This window comes from Microcoleus sp. CAWBG27, from assembly GCF_020883145.1.
Taxonomy (GTDB): Bacteria; Cyanobacteriota; Cyanobacteriia; order Cyanobacteriales; family Microcoleaceae; genus Microcoleus.
This window is the reverse complement of record NZ_JAHREU010000072.1, coordinates 17,970-36,147: the sequence shown is the minus strand read 5'-3', so window position 1 is coordinate 36,147 and position 18,178 is coordinate 17,970. Positions and strand designations below refer to the sequence as shown.

The window sequence follows — 18,178 nt, the reverse complement described above, 5'->3', positions numbered from 1 at the left end:
TTGGGAATTGGGAATTGGGAATTGGGAATTGGGAATTGGGAATTGGGAATTGGGAATTGGGAATTGGGAATTGGGAATTGGGAATTGGGAATTGGGAATTGGGAATTGGGAATTGGGAATTGGGAATATCAATCCCGTTAGTATCCGAATTATTTATCAAAATTCAGGGGGTTAAAACGCCCACATGACGGTGGAATGTTTTTATAGCGGAGTGTAATCATCATTCTAAAAACCTAGATGTTAACTGTAAAGCGGTCAACCTGTATGCTGTCAACTGTCCACTGTCAGGTGCGTCACTGTAAGATGGTCGATTTTTGTTTGCGATGGTTGGTAGCGAGGGAGCATCTCACTTTTGCAGCCAAGCTAGAAATCTAAGTTTTGAGGCAGAAGGCTCTCTTGCCATTGCTCACAAGTTAAGCTAGAGAGAGATTTGTCAATCAGTAATTATGCTCAAAATTAACTCGGATTTTGGGTGAAAAACTGAGATTTTGGCTAACTTACGATCGAGCCGTAGCGTCATATTGATGTCCATTCACCCCATCAGATGCGAATTTCGACAGCTCAACCAGCAGTTTTTTGAGTAATATTACTGATTGACAAATGGAACTAGGTCTTAACTTGTCAGCAATGCTCTCTTGCTGCGAGGCAGAAGGAAAGAGTCATACTATTTTTCTATGAAGTTGCATCGAATAGATCCTTTGCCGGAAAGGATTTCAGGCTTTCCATGGAGTGCAGCTTCATAGTGAATTGGTATCAGAAGGAAAGAGTCAGAAGGAAGGAGGCGGAAGAAGTGTTTTTACAAATATGAGATGCTCCCGGTGGCGACGCACCCTACAACTGTCAACTTGTTTGCTGTCAACTGTCAACTAAGCTGTTCGACATTCAAACTGCACTATTTGTAGCTCAGACCCCATGCTGTAAGGGGTTCAAGCAATAAATTTAAATGACTAACAGCTTATCAACTTGTTTGCTGTCAACTGTCAACTGTCAACTTGTTTGCTATCAACTATCAACTGTCAACTGTCAACTGTCAACTATCAACTTGTTTGCTGTCAACTGTCAACTGTCAACTATCAACTGTCAACTGTCAACTGTCAACTATCAACTATCAACTATCAACTGTCAACTGTCAACTGTCAAGCGGTCAACTATTTAATAGACAATTCAATATGAACCGTCGTACATTCATTGACAACACTTGAAATTCCGAAATTACCTCCATACAGTTCCACAATCTTCTTAACTATTTTTAATCCCAATCCGATGCCTTGTTGCTGATAATAATTGCGTTCAAATTGTGTAAACGCTCCGATTTGTGCAATTTGTTCTGCTGTCATCCCTCGTCCTCTATCAGAGATAGATAGATAAAATGTTTCATTTTTTAATTGAGTGCTGACTTGGACAGGCGTACCAGGTTGCGAAAATTTAAAAGCATTTTCTAACAACTCATCGAGCGTGCAAGTAAAATCTCGTTCGCTCATAGCAATTTCTACATTTTCAAGTTCCCAAACCAAGTCACTTACACGATCGACAGTTTCAGCTTGGGCTTTGATAGCATTTTCAATAAGAACTTGAGTTGAGATGTGTGGCTGATGCGTGTTCCGAGATTCAGCAAAGTCAGGATTGCCAGCAAACATCTCCAACTGTGCGTAGTGCAAAAATCTTTTGGTTAATTTTTGCAGCCTCAATGCAGATTTTTGGGCCATTACCAACAACTCATTAACTTCCTCTGAACTCATGTCTTCATATTCATCAACCAGCAAACCAATTACGCCAAAAATTCCATTGAGGGGAGTATTGAGTTCGTGGGGCAGTGTAGAAACTAAATTGCCGCACAATTCATCCAAATTATTTTGCAATAACTGAATCGTATTTTCTTGTAATTTGGATAAACTCTCGATCCGAGCGTATTGTTGTTTAATTCGCAGCATAGATTTAAGTCGGGCGCGAAGTTCAATGCCATTGACTGGCTTGCTAATGAAGTCGTCCGCACCTGCTTCCAGGCAACGAGCTAGGTCTTCTTTAGTGGTGAGAGCCGTTACCATAATAATCGGCACGGGCTCCCATTGTGGCATAGCTTTAATTTGTTTACAGACTTCAATGCCGTCTATTCCCGGCATCATCACATCCAGTAAAATCACATCTGGGTCAAAAAGTTTAAGGGATGCGATCGCGCTACTACCGCTGGCGGCGTAGTGCAGTACATAATCTGGCTCGTTTAAAAGTGTTTCAATAACATCAAAGTTGTCAGGTTCATCGTCAATTACTAAAATAGAGGGCATATTCATTCGCGTTCTTGGGTTTCAGCTAAAAGCTGTTGGATAGTGGCAACCAGTTGCTTGAGCTTAACTGGCTTAGTTAAATAATAATTTGCCCCGGCTTCCAAGCAACGATCTCGATCACCTGTCATTGCCAGAGCTGTAAGTGCAATAATTGGAAGATCCACCAAATTTGGAGCGAGGCGAATCTGTCTCATTGCCTCTAGTCCATCCATTCCCGACATTTGGATATCCATCAAAATCAAGTTAGGCTGCTGACTTTTGGCCGTGTCGATCGCCTGTTGCCCATCTTTTGCCAAGATAATCCGATAACCCTTGGCTCCGAGGTAGCTAGAAACCGTACTAATATTGGCTTCGTTATCTTCTACGAGCAAGATCAGAGGCGTTTGGCTAGTGGCTTCGTTGGTGGCTAAGCTGGTGGGCGGAGAGTCTTGTTCGAGAGTATTGGCTAGTTGCTCGCCTGCTGTCATTTCAGGTGAGAGGGGAAAACTGATCGTACAGGGTAGGTCGATCGCAAAGCAACTGCCCGTACCTAGTTTGCTGGTGAGTTCCACCCTACCACCGTGGAGTTCGACAATTCGCTTCACCAATGCCAGCCCCAAGCCCGTTCCTGCATATTGACGGTTTAAGGCAGTATCGATTTGGATGAAAGGCTGAAATAGTTTATTGATATTTTCTGGTGCTATGCCAATGCCCGTATCGATTACGGCAATTCGCAAGAAGTTTTTTGGGGAAGAATTACTAACAGTTGCGTCGGGAGAATTTTGGGCAATTTGAGTAACTTCTTGCGAAGAGTTAGTCAATGTTACATTGGGAGAATTAGCAGCCAATTTTGCCACTTCTAGGGAAGAATCAGTAATGGTTGCATCGGGATTCAGTTGGCGGACTGGAGATACCTCTACAGTAATACATCCGCCCTCGTGAGTGAATTTAACTGCATTGTTGAGTAGGTTAATTAATACCTGACGAATGCGTCGTTCATCCACTAACAAATCTGGTAGATTTGCTGGAATTTTTATCTCAAGTTGGATGCGTTTCTTGAGAGATTGCTGTTTAATAAACGCTAAACTAGACTGACAAATATGAGAGACGGAAATTGAAGTACAGTCGAGTTCGACCTGTCCGGCTTCTATTTTTGCTACATCGAGGATATCGTCGATCAACTCTAGCAAATGGGAGCCGCTTCGTTCCACAGTTTGTAAGGCCTTGAGTTGTTTCTCGTTGACACTGCCAAAGACTCCTTCTTGTAATCCTTCGGTCATACCCAGAATCGCGTTCAAGGGAGTCCGAAGTTCGTGACTCATGTTGGCAAGAAATTCATCCTTGAGGCGAGTGGCGCGGGCGAGTTCTTGGTTGGAAACTGCCAGTTGTTGATTGCTATCGGTGAGCTTTGCCTCTGCCTCTTGTCGTTCGGCTAGTTCTTTCTGTAATTGCTCAAAAAGACTCGCTTGCTGAATGGCAATTGCTAACTGATTAGCTGTTTGTTGAAGTAAATTGATTTCCCGTTCTTGCCATTGGCGCGGACGATCGCATTGATGGGCAATCAACAATCCCCAAAGGGTTTGATTTTGAATAATTGGAACCACTAATTTAGCTCGAACCTGGATTTCTGCTAGGAATTCGACCAAACAAGGCAAGACTGATTGCTGTTCATCTTGGCGATCGCTTAGGGCATATATTCTTCCCTGTAGATAACGAGCATAGTTTTCTTCAGGAAAAACCTCTTCCGGGAAGACAATATTTAGAATCTTCGGCCAATTTGCTAAAACAGATTCAGCAATAGCTGCCCCCGTGCCTCCGGGAAATACGCGATAGACCAATACTCGGTCTGACTTTAATACTTGATGGACTTCCTCAACGGTGGCATTGAGAATCTCGTCCAGATTCAACGATGACCGCATCCGTTGAGTAACCGATCCTAACAACCGCTGTTGTTCTGCCTGTTGTTGCAACCTCACTTCCGCTTGTTTGCGCTGGGTAATATTCCGAAAAATACCCCGCGTAGCGATCGCTCTGCCATTTTGAAACTGACAATTCACATTCCCCTCAACGATGATTTCTCTACCGTCTTTGGTCAGGAATCTGGTTTCGATACCCAAACAGAGCGCGCCAGCAAATAGACTTTGCATCGCAGTCTGACAATGTACTAATTCATCGGGATGGATAATTTGGAAAAGGGACAATTGAAGGAGGTCAGCATCGTTGTATCCCAGCGTTTCTTTCCACGCAGCATTTACAAATAGAATCCGACCATCGGGAGCAATGCTTTGAATGAGATCGGTGGCGTTGTCGAAAAGATCGCGCAGTTGAGCCTCGCGTGCTTGTAGTTCGCGCGTCCGCTGTTCGACCCTCGCTTCCAAGTCCTGATTCAAGCGGTGCAACGCATCGTTGGCGACTTTCCGCTGTAATTCTGTAGCTGCCCGTGCTGCAAAGACCTGAAGGATGGCGATTGCTTCGGCGCGTTTTTCGGCTGGTAAGGGCTGTTTGTCTAAAATGCAAAGGTTGCCGATCGCCTTGCCGAGATCGTCTTTTAAGGCAATACCCAAATAGCTATTTGCCTGCATCGGCGCTAAGTATACAGCATCAGGAAAGATGCGAAGCAGTTCGCTTTCGCAGTAAAATTCCCCATGGTTCAAAGCATATTCGCAGGGAGTCCGAGCTGGATGATAGGATTTTTCGGGCTGCAAAGTTCCATTTGCCCAGAATCCAAGGGTATGGAGTTCGTCGCCCACCTGTTCGGTGATGATGGCACAGCCGATATCCAACGCTTCGGAAATGTGGCGTACTAGGGCGAGGAAAAAGTCTTTTCCGGTGACAGCAGCGGTTCCTGTTACCAGTTTTTGTAGGGTTAATTCAGCTCGTTTGCGATCGCTAATATCGGTAATCGTCCCGACATAACCTATAACCCGCCCAGCGGCATCATGCTCTGCCACCGATTGCCCGTACACCCAAGTCACAACACCATCAATGCGTTGGAAGCGATACTCCAGGCTAAAGGGGCGGTTTTCTTGGGCCGATTGATACCACTCTGTCGCTATCTTGTCTCGATCGTCTGGGTGCAAGCCTTGCCGCCATCCGTCTCCGGCTGAGGATTCAGGAGTCAGTCCGGCTATTTGACACCATCGCTCGTTGACATAGGTGCATTTGCCCTCTGCATCGGTGCGGAAAATCCCCACCGGAGCGGCTGCGGTTAATGTGATATAGCGTTCTTCACTTTCGAGCAACCGAGTTTCTGCTTGCTGGCGTTCGCTTAGTTGAGACTGCAATTTTTGGTGGGTGGTGGCTTGCTGGATGGCAATCGCCAGTTGTACCGACAAAGCTTGCAACAGTTCGACTTCTTCTGGTTGCCACTCGCGGGTGTTCTCGCTTTCAGTGGCATTGAGCAAGCCCCACAATTCATCTCCACACAGCAGCGGCACCAAGATTTTCGCCCGCGTCTGGAGGCGGATCAGCATCTCGCGGTGGCAATCTGACATGGGGGTAGTGTAGATATCGGGTACGACCCTAATTCGCCCCTGGCGGTAAATCTCCGTGCAGTCTTGGCTAAAACAGGTGTCGTTAATCCGCTCGTTCACTAAAGACAGGGCCGAGTCGGTAGATTCGGCAACGGCAATGGTTTGCCAATCCGCTTCAAACTGCCAAATGTTCACTCGATCGCACCCCAGCACTTGGCGTACCTGGGCCACAGTCGTATCTAAGATGCTTTGCAAACTCAAGGACGAGCGAATTTGCGTGGCAATTGCAGCCACCAATTTTTCCCTTTCTGCTTGAGCTTTCAGGGCTGTCGTCCGGGTTTGTACTTGTTGTTCTAGTTCAACGGTACGACTTTTTAATAATTCAATTTTCTCTGCTTCCAATACCGCTACCTTCTGTTCCATCACCTCTACCAGCTTGTATAGCTCCAATGGATTTAGGGCTTGTAGCAAGCTGGTCTGGGTGACAATGCCCAATAGTTGCCCCTGATTCCCCGTCACCGCCAACCGATGAATCAAGCGCTGTTCCATGATGGAGTGCACCACCCACAGCGAATCGTCAGGTTTAACGGCAAAAATGGGTCGGCTCATCACCGTCTCGGCTTTACAGGTTTCCAAGTTCAAACCCAATGCCTGAAACTGCACGATATCTCGCTCGGTGACAATTCCCACCGGAATTTGCAACGGTTCCGATTCAGCGATATCGGTTTCCACAACCATCACGGAACTAACCCGGTGTTTTGCCATCTGTTGGGCGATCGCTAACATCAATACATCTGGCCCGGCACAAATCACCTGAGCAGTCATCACCTCTGATACCAGCCGCAACCGCAAAAGATCCACAGGGCGACTGGTTTGTCGCAAACTTTCATGGGTCAGCAACCCCACTAGGCGATCGAACCCGTCCAAGATGGGTAGATGGCGAATCTGGTACTGCTGGAGCATATTGATCGCAGACAATAAATCGGTCAAAGCAGGCTCGTACATGGTGATGACTGGATGTGCCATCACCTCTCGCATCGCCAAAGTCTCCAAAGAACGCTGCTGGGCACTCAAGCGCACCACGTCCCGCTCTGTCAAAATACCTAACAAACGCTCGTTTTCTACGACCAACACGCAGCTCGACCGCGCTTCTAGATGCAGTTCGTCCAGTTGCCCGTTCTCCGTTTTTGTAGCGTCGCAGATAGCTCGCACGCCGCTCATTTGGGCGATCGCTTCTATCACCGTCGTATCTGGTTTAACGATGAGAGGGTCGCGCACGATCGCTGACTTTAGTTCTGATGGTGTAAAAGCGGTGGTGCGGGCAAACATCGGTATCAAGGTGTTTATTTTTGATTATCGCTCTTTTGTAGAATTTGTTATACCCCAGCCCGCAAACTTATTTCCTTGCTCAGAGGTACAAGAAATTAGCGGTGGAGGGTCGCTAGGAACTGAATTACAGTTGAGGCTGTCATGATTGACGTACAGTAGTGCGGAGTGAATGATGTTTAAGCTTACTTCCTGGATGGGTTACTCGTTGAGTGTGGCGGTTTTAGCGGCCAGCGTGGCGGTTGTGGGGATGGAAAGGGCGATCGCTTCAGCATTCTCCATCAAAGATATCGCTTCACAGATTGCTCAGAAAACGAATGTTCCCATTTTATTGCCATCTGAAGATATTGTCGAAAAATATAAATTTGATAGCAGCGAAACTATTTATGCTTTTGTATCTACCGCATCTAAATATGCTGACTATGATGTCACTTTTAACAATAGACCTGGAGATGTTGGGGATGCGGCTTTTCGCTTTTCAATCAGCGCCCAACAAGGAAAGGATTTTGAGAGACTTCCCGCTGATTCAAACCCTGATTATAATCCTAAGTATACTCAGGTAAAGCTGTTTGATAGTTCCCAAGCTTTAGTTACTACTTGGTGCGGCGGTACAGCCTGTTGGTCTACAGTGCAATGGAAATCAAATGGTGTTTTATATAGAGTTACATCTAAAAAAAGACAACCTTATGCAGCGTTAGCGATATCGAATTCTGCAATTAAAGTAGGCGACCGTCGCCTAAAATAAGTGTTCAACCTCATGCAGCATTAGCGCTCTCGAATTCTGTAATTAAAGTAGGCGACCGTCGCCTAAAATAAGTGTTCAACCTCATGCAGCATTAGCGCTCTCGAATTCTGTAATTAAAGTAGGCGACCGTGGGAGCATCTCACCTTTGCAATAAGTATAAATGCTTATCTCTTTATCGCCCTTGAGACAACGGTAAACTCGTTGAAAACTGACCATTTAGGTAAGCACATCAATGTTTTACCACTTGATCGACATTCTTTGCATCCCATTGTGCGCCTGAAATTTTTAGCCGCCGCCCAATTTGTTTTACTCCCGATTCTACACTTCCAGAACCAATCGTAAAACCTTCTAATTGAAAATATTGATAATTGATCAGACGAGAGCGATGTTTGGTGAGATAGGCAATAAAGTTGGGAACAGTTTCAAGTTTGCAATCTGAAAAGATGGCGATGGCTTCCTCCACTTTTCCCCTCCAGAGGAGAGCTTTCACTTGATGAAGTCGCTCTAGCGAACCCCCAACTTTATATAAATTTTCAACTAAATGATACCAATCTAAAATTTCACGACGCTGTGAAGGTGGAGCGATTTCCCGAAATAGATTCCAAATTCCGTCATGACCATCACCAATACAGGAAACAGGTTTCGTCATCGGTTGTTTCTTAACCCAATCGGTCAGGGCATCATTTTGTTTAAAATAAGCATTTATTCCTTGACCTTCGAGAACCACTGCTTTGTAATCGTTGAAGGTACAGGGTTCACCCTTAGGAGTACGAATTCTAGCTTTTCCACCATCAATACAAATAACTTTGACAGGTGTTGTAGAAATAATTCCGTCAAAGTTCTGCCGATGAACTAAGCGTTGATGTGTGCTATGTGAAATAGATATTCCCGTTAGCATTGCCAAATCCTCTTGTGCACGTTCATAAGAATTATTGGCACTAATGAGTAGCGCACAATTCTCTAAGTGTTCACTGATTTGCGTATAAGATTTTACGTTTAATTTTCGAGCTTGTTTTTTTGTGATCTTGAGCGACCCGAGCGTTGTTTTGAGCTGGCGGGGTCTTCCGGCTGTTGTTTGAGTGACTTTTTCGATAAAAAAACACCGATTTCAGGGCTGACAGACTCCTGGATTTTCTGGCGAACAACAGTTTCGATTCCGCCTAAAGTCTGAATGGATGTTGGGTCTGTATCAGCATAGAAGATTTTGGCAATCTGCTGGGCATAAAACTCGACTTGTTTTGCTTCTTCAGGAGTCATGATCTAGCCTTAGGGGAACGCCCTGATTCTGTCATGTTTCGAGCCAAATATCACTGAGTATTTCTGCTTATTGCAAAGGTGAGATGCTCCCGGCGACCGTCGCCTAAAATAAGTGTTCAACCTCAGTTCTGAGCGTTCTCCTGGGATTGTCGTAAAGACTGTATTGCAAGATACAAAGCTCTCCCTGTGCAAGTCTTGAAACTCATGCCAGGAGTCATATAAACTTCACTTAGGAATGGCAATTTAATAACTTAAGCAATCTCGATCTTTCAATCCTTGCCTGCAAAGCTAGTGGGCGTAAAGATGCTGAAATTATTGAATTTTCATTCGTTATCACCGAATAGCCAGGAGAGCCGTTCTGAGAAACCAGAACTACACCTCAACACTTCCATGCCCTTGCCTCCCCGAATACACGCCTAAATTCCTTCATAGATAATTAGCCGATGAATATTCATACCATCTTAAGCCAAACCGAACGCCAACGGGTGAGCGATGGAGCCGTTTTACCTATCTTAAACGGTTGCGAATCCTCCACGAAGCAATTGGTGCTGCTGTTGCCGCAATTGGGAGATTTCGACAGTCTTGAATATGCTTGGTGGTTGCGGCGGGACTCTCGACAGCTTGAAGCACAAGGAATAGCAATTCGAGTTGTGGGAATTGGCGATCGCACCGCCGGTGAGCGATTCTGTAGTTATACGGGATTTCCTACCGACTGTTTGTTTGTAGATCCCACCGCCCAACTGCATCAAAAACTTGGCCTGTATCCAGGTTTATCCTTGCAACTACCCGGTTTATCGGCTGCTGCGAATGCTTACTTCAATCTGTTATTAATGTGTGCGGGAATTGGCAGCCCCGGCACTTTGGCAGAAGTATTTCGCGGGTATCGAGGCGACGCCAGAGCACCTCAATTAATTGATGATGGCGAAGTTATCAAAGCTTTCCCTCTTCCAGCTATCAAAGGCTCTACTTTCCGGTGGGCGGGCGGTAAGAATTTTCAGCGTCCGTTTGAATTGGCAACCTTGCGGCTGCGGAATATGACAGAAGTGCTGAGTAATTGGAAAACCTACGTTCCCAATCCTGCTTATCTGACTCAACGAGGCGCAACTTTCTTGTTTGATGCCAGGGGTGATTTAATTTACGAACATCGCGATCTGGCCATCCTTGGTTTCGCTGCTGATATGAGCAATCCCCTGACATTTCTATCAGAAATGGTGGCTGATGGAGACTCGCTTTAGAAAAGCTATTATTGAGTAGTATAGCAATACTAAATCATTTTCAAGCTCGGTAAATTTTGAAACTCTTGCTATAAAATGAGTTTAGGAAGACGAGAGGTAGTCGTACCTTTAAAATCAGATAGGATTGCTATATTAGTTGTTAAGCTGTTGTGCATTTAAACTGAATATCACAAAACAATCCCCGTATTGTGGAGTGAGCCTTTATAGCCCGCCCTGAATATGCAATTTAAATGCGTGACAGCTTACCCACCATCTAAAAATTACAGCAATTATGGTAAGTAAGTCGGCGCTTTAAAACACAACTATGCAAACAATTGTAAAGTGTCCAGATGCTTTCTACTGGCTGACTTAATCCTGTTTATATACTGTTACATTGTTCGGTTTAATTCCACCTACCTACTTACTGACTGACAAAACCTATATCAAAAACCATCAGCTTAGACAACCTGGAAGAAAGATTTAATCTCCATCCTACAGAAAACGCAGAATTATTTCCTGAATGGAATCAAAACTTAGGAATGAAAATTGGTATGCGCTCAATAAATCGGGGTCAATCGCTCAATGATGAGCGTCAAATATCGCAAAATCGTTCCAAAAGCAGTATAGCCTTTCTCAAAAAGATGAGGTATGACTTACAGCTCATATAATCACTTAAACGTATAGGGCTCGCATCCCAACAACATACCTCATCTTTCTGATAACCGCTATAGTCTACCCCGAGTTATTAAGCGGATACGAAACTTGAATAAATTAAGCAACTTTGCTTCCCCATTTTTTTCCAGTAAGGGCAAAGGGGAGAGATAGTCGCCTAGGTTATTAAATTTTCATTCGTTACCCGAACTCCCAGACTTAGAAACGGCTGCATTAGACCCAATTAGAAACAGATTTATTCGTCATCTAAAACGCTGGTTTTTAGCCGAAGGAACAATCAATCACTTAGTTGTTTCCCCATATTAACCCTAGCTGGCTTATATGACGAGCCCTTCTTTGTCACCACAGAACCGGAAGTGGAACTTCTCCTAGAAGACAGAGACGAAATACTGCGAGGACGCATCGACACCCTCATTATTCAACAGCAACTCTGGGTATTAGTGGTAGAATCTAAATCAATACTCCGGACAGTTTTTAGAACGAAACCACAAGCTTTACAGCGTATAGATCGTAGAAATTATAAATAAAATGCAACTGAGGCTCAGACGTGACATTGATTTAATTATCGCTGGCAACCCGAAACCCTAGAGGATACGTCATCCAGCACTAAAAAAAGTGTCCGAACCATTGTAAATCAACAATCGCCTTTTCTGTTGCCCTACCCCAAGCCCTAACTTACTTAATGGCAAACCCCACGCCAGAATGCCCAGTATATGGCAATACGCTTGACTTAAGAAGAATCTGACTTGTAAAAAATGTCTGTATTGCCTGGAAAATCGTCAGATTAAATTCCTAAAAAGCGTTAAGTAAACGGTATTGCAGTATATGGATTAATCACAAACGGTGATGTATTCCAATTTATTAAACTTTTAATCCAGCCTAACCATAAATACGATTTATCTAATATTTTCTCCTTGTTACTCCCCCATCGCAATCAACTTTATGACATCATGAGAATCCTCAAACAAATTAGACAAATAATGATTTAAACCAGGATGGAATAATATCAAAATTAGTAGATTTTATTTTTCATAAGTCAATCTAAAATCCAAAATCTAAAATCACTATGCCCCACCCCGACTCAGAAGCAACCCCAGAAGTCGAAAGAAACCATCGCCCTCTTTGAAAAACTCGGCGACACCACCGCCAACTGCTACAATAGTTAGACAGGCGAAACCTGCAATTGCTGTCTGCGACTCAGAATTCCCTCGCCTTCAGGCAGGGGAGTATTTCAATCACCTTCCCTTGCATTAAAGCTATGGTTCAAACTAAACCGATTTCCAAAACCATCACCAGTTTGCTTAACCTGCGAGAAAGATTCAATCTAACTCCAACAAGCAACGATCAATTTTCCCCAGAATTTACCCAAAACTTACCCGAACTCACCGACTTTGAAACAGCCGCACTAGACCAAATTAGAAATCGATTTCTGCGCCATAGAGAACGCGGTTCCTTAGCCGAAGGAACCATCAATCACTTAGTTATTTCTCCCTTATTAACCCTAGCAGGCTTATACGACGAGCCTTTCTTTGTCACCACAGAACCCGAAGTCGAACTCATCCTAGAAGACAGAGACGAAATACTTAGAGGACGCATCGACACCCTGATTATTCAACAGCAACTCTGGGCATTAGTTGTTGAATCTAAATCAACAATTGCTTTTTCTGTTGCCCTACCTCAAGCCCTCACCTACTTGATGGCAAGCCCCAACCCAGAACGCTCCGTTTATGGATTAATCACAAATGGCGATGAATTCCAATTTATCAAACTCATAATTCAACCAAATCCTCAATACGATTTATCTAATATCTTCTCCCTGCTACTCCCCCACCGCAATCAACTTTATGACATTATGCGAATTCTCAAACAAATCAGACAAATAATGCTGCAAAGTATAGATAATTAATCTCTTTGATCGTTATCAATATCCAACAAACAAGCAAAACAAGGTAAAAGATATGTCTTACAGCGACTTTACATTAGCAAAAATAGTAAAAATATTCGGTTTAACAGTTTCTGAAAAACTCGATATTTTCCCAGGAGTTTCAGACTTTAACAGCAGTCTTTATTTGCAAGAAACCCTTCTATACAATCTCCCTTTGGCGCTTGCTATCAATACAGAAAAGTCGCGTTCTGAAATGATTATTTCTCCTATTTTAATTGAATTAAAAAAGTTCTTTACGCAACCCATTAGTTTATTTTCAGGCGTGGATTTTACCGTTGATGCGACCAGAGGATTAAACGGAACCTGCGACTTTCTCATCAGCCGTTCTCCAGAACAGCTATTTATCAATGCCCCCGTCATCACGATTGTAGAAGCCAAAAAAGAAGATATTAATGCTGGATTAGGTCAATGCGTAGCAGAAATGTTAGCAGCAAGATTATTTAACGAACGCGAAGAAAACCAAATTTACCAAATTTATGGGGCTGTCACAACTGGGGATAGATGGAAATTTTTAAAATTAAAAGAACAAATTATTGAAATAGATTTAGGAGAGCATTTTCTGAGCAACAATGTTAATAAAATTTTGGGAATTTTAGCCCACGCTATAAACGAATCAATAGCAGCGTCATAACCTCTCTCAATCCAAAACTATCATGTCCCACCCCGACTCAGAAGCAGCCCTAGAACTCGAAACCATCGCCCTCTTTGAAAAACTTGGCTACACCACCGCCAATTGCTACAACGAATGGAATAGGGCACTAGCAACTTAGCAATGGCAATTTAATAACTTAAGCAATCTCGATCTTTCAATCCTTGCCTGTAAAGCTAGCGGGCGTAAAGATGCCGAAATTATTGAATTTTCATTCCTTAGGGCGAGAAACCAAAAGCGAAGTTGTCCTTATCATTGAAACTCCGGCCGAAACCGTATCCTCGAATCCAGGAACCTGCGAGAGTCTTGAAAGCTAAACTGCGGGCTTAATAGACTTGAATTGCCAAAATATTTTTGCGGTGTTGTTTGCATTAATTCTTGTTCGCTGTTCCCCGTTCCCTGTTCTCTATTCCCGACTTTTGCAAGAAATCTAATTAAGACTTGAGCAGTGCCATTGGACTTCAGCCCTTAAAATAGAAAGAGCTAAAGTCCTGACTGCCAACTAATTCTATGGCGCTCGATCGCCCGCAATCTAAATCAAATTAGTTTGAAATCGCCAGCGGCAATTTGGTTGGCTGACACTCCAATTACTGTTGCCAAAAGTCGATCGCCATAATTGATTAAAGCTCCGCTGTTATTTTGCGTAACGCTCAACTGTCCGAAAGTCAAACCTCCTGTTAATCCCAACAAATCTTGACCGTCTTGCCAGTCGGTTACGATATCGCTTCCCCCTCGAATATCTAAGACAAAAATGTCATTGCCACTGCCGCCAATTAAGCAGTCATTACCTAAACCTCCATACAATACGTCATCCCCACCAGCACCGATGAGAGTATCGTCATTTTTACCTCCATACAAAGTATCATTGTACTCGAATCCATTGAGCCAATTGTTAGCGCCAGAACCCATCAAAACATCGCCGCCGATCGAATCGAGAGCTTGACTGCCAAATAACAAGTCGTTAGCGGTACTGCCACCAAGAGAATCTGATATTTGAGAGGCACTAACTGAATCGTTATTTCGCGGACCATTTAGGGTGTTAATGGCAGGAGTTACTGTTGACAAAACATCTGTTCGATCGACCAGAATAGTATCGCCGCCAATTGCTACAAGAGTGTCTCTAGTATTCCCTACAAGAGTGTCATTGTCGGTAATTGTCAGAACCGCAGAAACAAGACTATCTGTGCTACCATTGCCGAGGAAAAGATTGACAGTCTCAGAAAGTTCGCTCAAAGTATCGTCAATCGTCGAGACAGTGAAAGTCGCGCTAGTTTGACCGATCGCAAAATTCAACGTACCGCTAGCAGCAATGTAATCGGGTTGAGAACCGCCAGCAACGGCCGATCCGTCAGCAGTGTTAAAGTTAACCGCAACATTAGTATTGCCATTGCGAAAAACTTCGATCGAGGCAGTCTGACCTTCTTCGATCGTATAATTCGCCGCACTAAAACTAAAGCCAATTCCTGGTGTCGGCGTTGGTGCAGGCGTTGGTGTTGATATCGGTGTTGGAGTTGGTACCGGCGTTGGTGTTGGTGCCGGTGTTGGTGTTGATATCGGTGTCGGTGTCGGTGTTGGGGCCGGCGTTGGTGTTGATATCGGTGTCGGAGTTGGTGTCGGTGTTGGAGTCGGTGTTGGCGTTGGAGTTGGCGTTGGTGTCGGTGTTGGAGTCGGTGTTGATATCGGTGTCGGTGTCGGCGTTGGTGTCGGCGTCGGCGTGTCGTTAGCCAGAATCGTCACTGCGGTTTCAGTTATGTCTCCGGGTTCAGCATTGATGATATCGCTGAACTCAAAAAATGCCGTTTCATCTAATTCTGGGATGTCGTCTGGATTGATGGTAACTGTGACGTTTTGACTTAATTCCGCCGTACCTGCGGGAAATGTTAGGGATGTTGGGGCAAAAGTGTAGTCCGCATCCAAAGTAGCAGTGCTGCTAGCGTTAGTAAAGATGAAGACTGTAACATCTTCGTTGGGAGTGCTGCTGAGAATGACAGGGACAGTAACGGTGGTGGGGGTAGTTCCCTCTGTAGCGGAGTATGCAGGGGCAGCAAAGCCAACTTTTTTAGGCTGGACCTTCTGGACCTCGAAAGCGCCAATATCTACTTTAGGGCCGACGATGCGATCAAAGCCCTGACCTCGTTGATCTACCTTGCCGGGGGCAACAGCATTGTTTCCGGCATCGATCGCGGGACTTTTAGCTAGCAATTCGTGGGTTTTTGTGCGGCTGTTGCCACCGTTATCTTGTAAGGGACCGAGCTTGGGGTTTACGAGAGCTCCGGCTTTACCTATCAGCCCGCCAGCCACGAACACAAAGTCGCTGCCGTTGTTAATACCGATCAGGTTATCCCCCAGATTTTTGAACATTCCTTGAACATCGGGAGCTGCTTTTACATTGTTTACGCCACTCGAATTGCTAGCAACGATCGTGTTCTGAACCTCGACAATGCCGGCAATATTGACAACCCCTCCACCGTTATTGGCTGCGTTTTTGGCGATCGTGACATTGGTGAGGGTTGCTGTACCGTCGTTATTGTAGATGCCTCCGCCGTCATTGTTTGCTTTATTTCCAGTGACTTTGTTCGCCGAAATAGTGCTGTTGGAAATCGTGAGGGTGGCTGTGGCAGCGTCGTTATGGATGCCTCCACCACTTAGTAGTGCTTTGTTGTTATCAATGGTGCTGTAGGAGAAGTCTACCGCACCCTCACTGTTAAAGATACCACCACCTCTTTTGTCTAAAGTGCTGTTGTTAGAAATGGTGCTTTTTGCGATCTTAACTTTACCATCCTTGTTGTAAATGCCACCACCATCTTGCTTAGCTTTGTTGTCAGCGATCGTAACCTCGGAAATGTTTAGCGTACCGCCGCTGTTGCGGATGCCACCGCCTTCATCAGCAACATTTCCTCCTAAGATCTTCAGGTTAGAAATTGTTAAATTGTTATCATCGTGGATATCAAAGACGCGATCGTCCCACACTTTACCTTTTTTGAGATCTGTTTGAACGATCGTCTTCTCACCTTTACCTTCGATAGTTAGATTGTGTCTGATGTCGAGATCGCCAATCTTACCAAAGTTTTCATTCTTTCCTAAGCCTAAGATAGTTAGGGTGTAAGTCTTTTCGTCTAGCTTGATGGTATCCCCAGCGGCAGAGTACAGAATGGCTTCCCGCAAGGAAGTCCCTGCACCGACATTGGGTAAAAGGTTTCCGTTGTCCTCGTCCAGTACAGTGGTCACAGGGATAACGGCGAGAACGTGGCTGTAAGCTTGCACGATCGCCCGATCGAATACTAGAGGAAAATCGATCGCACCTGCTGTTACTTCTAAATTCCAATCTCCCCCCAATGCAGCATTACCGGTTAAGTTTTTGGAGGCGGCAATGTTTGCACCTGTTAATTCCCTCAAATTTTGGAGGAAGTTGGCATTAGCACCTACCCTGCACCCGTACAAAAGTATGGCGGCACCGGGTGCGAGGCTGTCGCGCCATTTTTGCAGCAGGGGGGCATAGGCTTGAAGGGTAAGCGTGCTGAGATCGGTATTTCCCAGTTTAACGCTGCCGGGACTGCCGTGGGATACAATGTGAACGGCGTCGATATTGGCGCGATCGCTCAAAATTTCAGCGATTTGCTCGACTCCATCTCGCTGCGCGTCAAGTACGATCGCTTCTACTCCTTCTACAACTCCTGCAATTAAGCTTGGATAATCTTCTACTGCCGCATCAATAAACACTACGGAAGTAATATTTTTGGTGCGATCGATCGCGCTGAAGCTATCCCGAAATCCTCTGACTTCGGCAGCCAATAATGTTGCTGTCATTGTTGAGTACCTGATATAGATTTACAGTGCTTTTGGTGTACGTAAGGTACAATTCAAATCCACCAACCCCACCCCGACCAGGGCAACCACGAGGGGATTGCTCCTACGAAAGGGAACTATCTACTTCATCAACCTGGAACTTGCTCTAATAATAGGTACGGTGAATTTCTTGCTGCGGATCTCGATGTAAATAATCTTAACAATAAGTATATTTGCAGGGTCGAGTGCTTTTTTTTGACAGATTAAAATACTGTAGTTTAGACTAAAAAATAAGGGCAGCTAAAAGTAGCCACCTTTGAAGCTCAGGCAAGCTGTTGTTCACAAACTCAAACAGTAAAAGATTAAACGTAAGGATTCAGGTAACACCAAAAGCACTAAAACCTATACGACATAAGCATTTGGTCAAATTATCGTAGAATTTCGATTTTTATTAAGAAACTATGAAAGCCTTTAGTTTCGTACTTATTGATAATCAAGCTATTTATTTAGGGAATTCTTGAATTTTATAAATCGCTCTGTGACTACGTTTCAGGCACCTTAATTGTTACAAAAAAGCATTATTTCGCAAACTAGAAAGTTTATCAGATGTTCCAATTGGTCAGTTATCCGGAAAAATGGGAGTAATCATAGACCTAGTATCTGACAGCTTCAAATTGTCGGATTAAAAATGTTTGTAATTCGCTTAATGTTTCTGATTTGACCGTAAAGTCGTGGCAACTCATAAAACATGATTGTACAGCTCAATTAGTAAAGAATAGGGCTTGTTTGAGAGCGGGCATCCTAACTGTCAAATGTGGCATGATTGTCGGGAACTCACCTAATTCGCAGC

General features: G+C 44.4%; 9 protein-coding genes. 5 read left to right on the top strand and 4 right to left on the bottom strand.

Annotated elements, in window-relative coordinates; translation table 11 throughout:
* The first annotated feature begins 943 nt into the window (after positions 1–943).
* Positions 944–1,156 (top strand): hypothetical protein, encoded by a 213-nt coding sequence (locus QZ938_RS27800; protein WP_293354824.1) that lies wholly within the window; start codon positions 944–946, stop codon positions 1,154–1,156.
* Here the strand turns inward: QZ938_RS27800 and QZ938_RS27795 are convergent.
* Complete coding sequence (locus QZ938_RS27795; protein ID WP_293354827.1) at positions 1,149–2,288, bottom strand: hybrid sensor histidine kinase/response regulator; 1,140 nt, start codon at positions 2,286–2,288, stop codon at positions 1,149–1,151. The two genes, QZ938_RS27800 and QZ938_RS27795, sit on opposite strands and share 8 nt — an antisense overlap.
* Complete coding sequence (locus QZ938_RS27790) at positions 2,285–7,063, bottom strand: GAF domain-containing protein (RefSeq protein ID WP_293354900.1); 4,779 nt, start codon at positions 7,061–7,063, stop codon at positions 2,285–2,287. Before QZ938_RS27790 ends, QZ938_RS27795 begins: the two co-directional genes overlap by 4 nt.
* 205 nt (positions 7,064–7,268) lie before the next feature.
* Here QZ938_RS27790 and QZ938_RS27785 point away from each other — a divergent pair, with 205 nt between their 5' ends.
* Entirely contained in the window at positions 7,269–7,805 is a 537-nt protein-coding gene (locus QZ938_RS27785; RefSeq protein ID WP_293354830.1) for a hypothetical protein, read from the top strand.
* Positions 7,806–8,034: 229 nt separating this feature from the next.
* Here QZ938_RS27785 and QZ938_RS27780 read toward each other — a convergent pair.
* A protein-coding gene (locus tag QZ938_RS27780; protein WP_293354833.1) for an ISKra4 family transposase occupies positions 8,035–9,062 on the bottom strand; the annotation gives its coding sequence in 2 pieces (ribosomal slippage) (positions 8,035–8,906 and positions 8,906–9,062; 1,029 coding nt in all).
* Positions 9,063–9,505: 443 nt separating this feature from the next.
* On the opposite strand from QZ938_RS27780, the gene QZ938_RS27775 reads away from it, so the two are divergent.
* The 3 genes from QZ938_RS27775 to QZ938_RS27765 all read left to right on the top strand — a co-directional run bounded on the left by QZ938_RS27775 (position 9,506) and on the right by QZ938_RS27765 (position 13,524).
* A complete protein-coding gene (locus tag QZ938_RS27775) occupies positions 9,506–10,297 on the top strand; it encodes a peroxiredoxin-like family protein (protein ID WP_293354836.1) in 792 nt (263 codons plus the stop codon).
* A gap of 1,909 nt (positions 10,298–12,206) precedes the next feature.
* Complete coding sequence (locus QZ938_RS27770) at positions 12,207–12,854, top strand: type I restriction endonuclease subunit R (RefSeq protein ID WP_293354839.1); 648 nt, start codon at positions 12,207–12,209, stop codon at positions 12,852–12,854.
* 52 nt (positions 12,855–12,906) lie between these two features.
* Entirely contained in the window at positions 12,907–13,524 is a 618-nt protein-coding gene (locus tag QZ938_RS27765) for a hypothetical protein (RefSeq protein ID WP_293354842.1), read from the top strand.
* 555 nt (positions 13,525–14,079) lie between these two features.
* Here QZ938_RS27765 and QZ938_RS27760 read toward each other — a convergent pair.
* Positions 14,080–17,349, bottom strand: a complete 3,270-nt coding sequence (locus QZ938_RS27760) for a DUF4347 domain-containing protein (RefSeq protein WP_293354845.1) — start codon at positions 17,347–17,349, stop codon at positions 14,080–14,082.
* Between the last annotated feature and the right edge of the window lie 829 nt (positions 17,350–18,178).

Coding starts and splice junctions, on each gene's coding strand:
- QZ938_RS27800 (WP_293354824.1), top strand. CDS start 944: ATGACTAACAGCTTATCAACTTGTTTGCTGTCAACTGTCAACTGTCAA.
- QZ938_RS27795 (WP_293354827.1), bottom strand. CDS start 2,288: ATGAATATGCCCTCTATTTTAGTAATTGACGATGAACCTGACAACTTT.
- QZ938_RS27790 (WP_293354900.1), bottom strand. CDS start 7,063: ATGTTTGCCCGCACCACCGCTTTTACACCATCAGAACTAAAGTCAGCG.
- QZ938_RS27775 (WP_293354836.1), top strand. CDS start 9,506: ATGAATATTCATACCATCTTAAGCCAAACCGAACGCCAACGGGTGAGC.
- QZ938_RS27770 (WP_293354839.1), top strand. CDS start 12,207: ATGGTTCAAACTAAACCGATTTCCAAAACCATCACCAGTTTGCTTAAC.
- QZ938_RS27765 (WP_293354842.1), top strand. CDS start 12,907: ATGTCTTACAGCGACTTTACATTAGCAAAAATAGTAAAAATATTCGGT.
- QZ938_RS27760 (WP_293354845.1), bottom strand. CDS start 17,349: ATGACAGCAACATTATTGGCTGCCGAAGTCAGAGGATTTCGGGATAGC.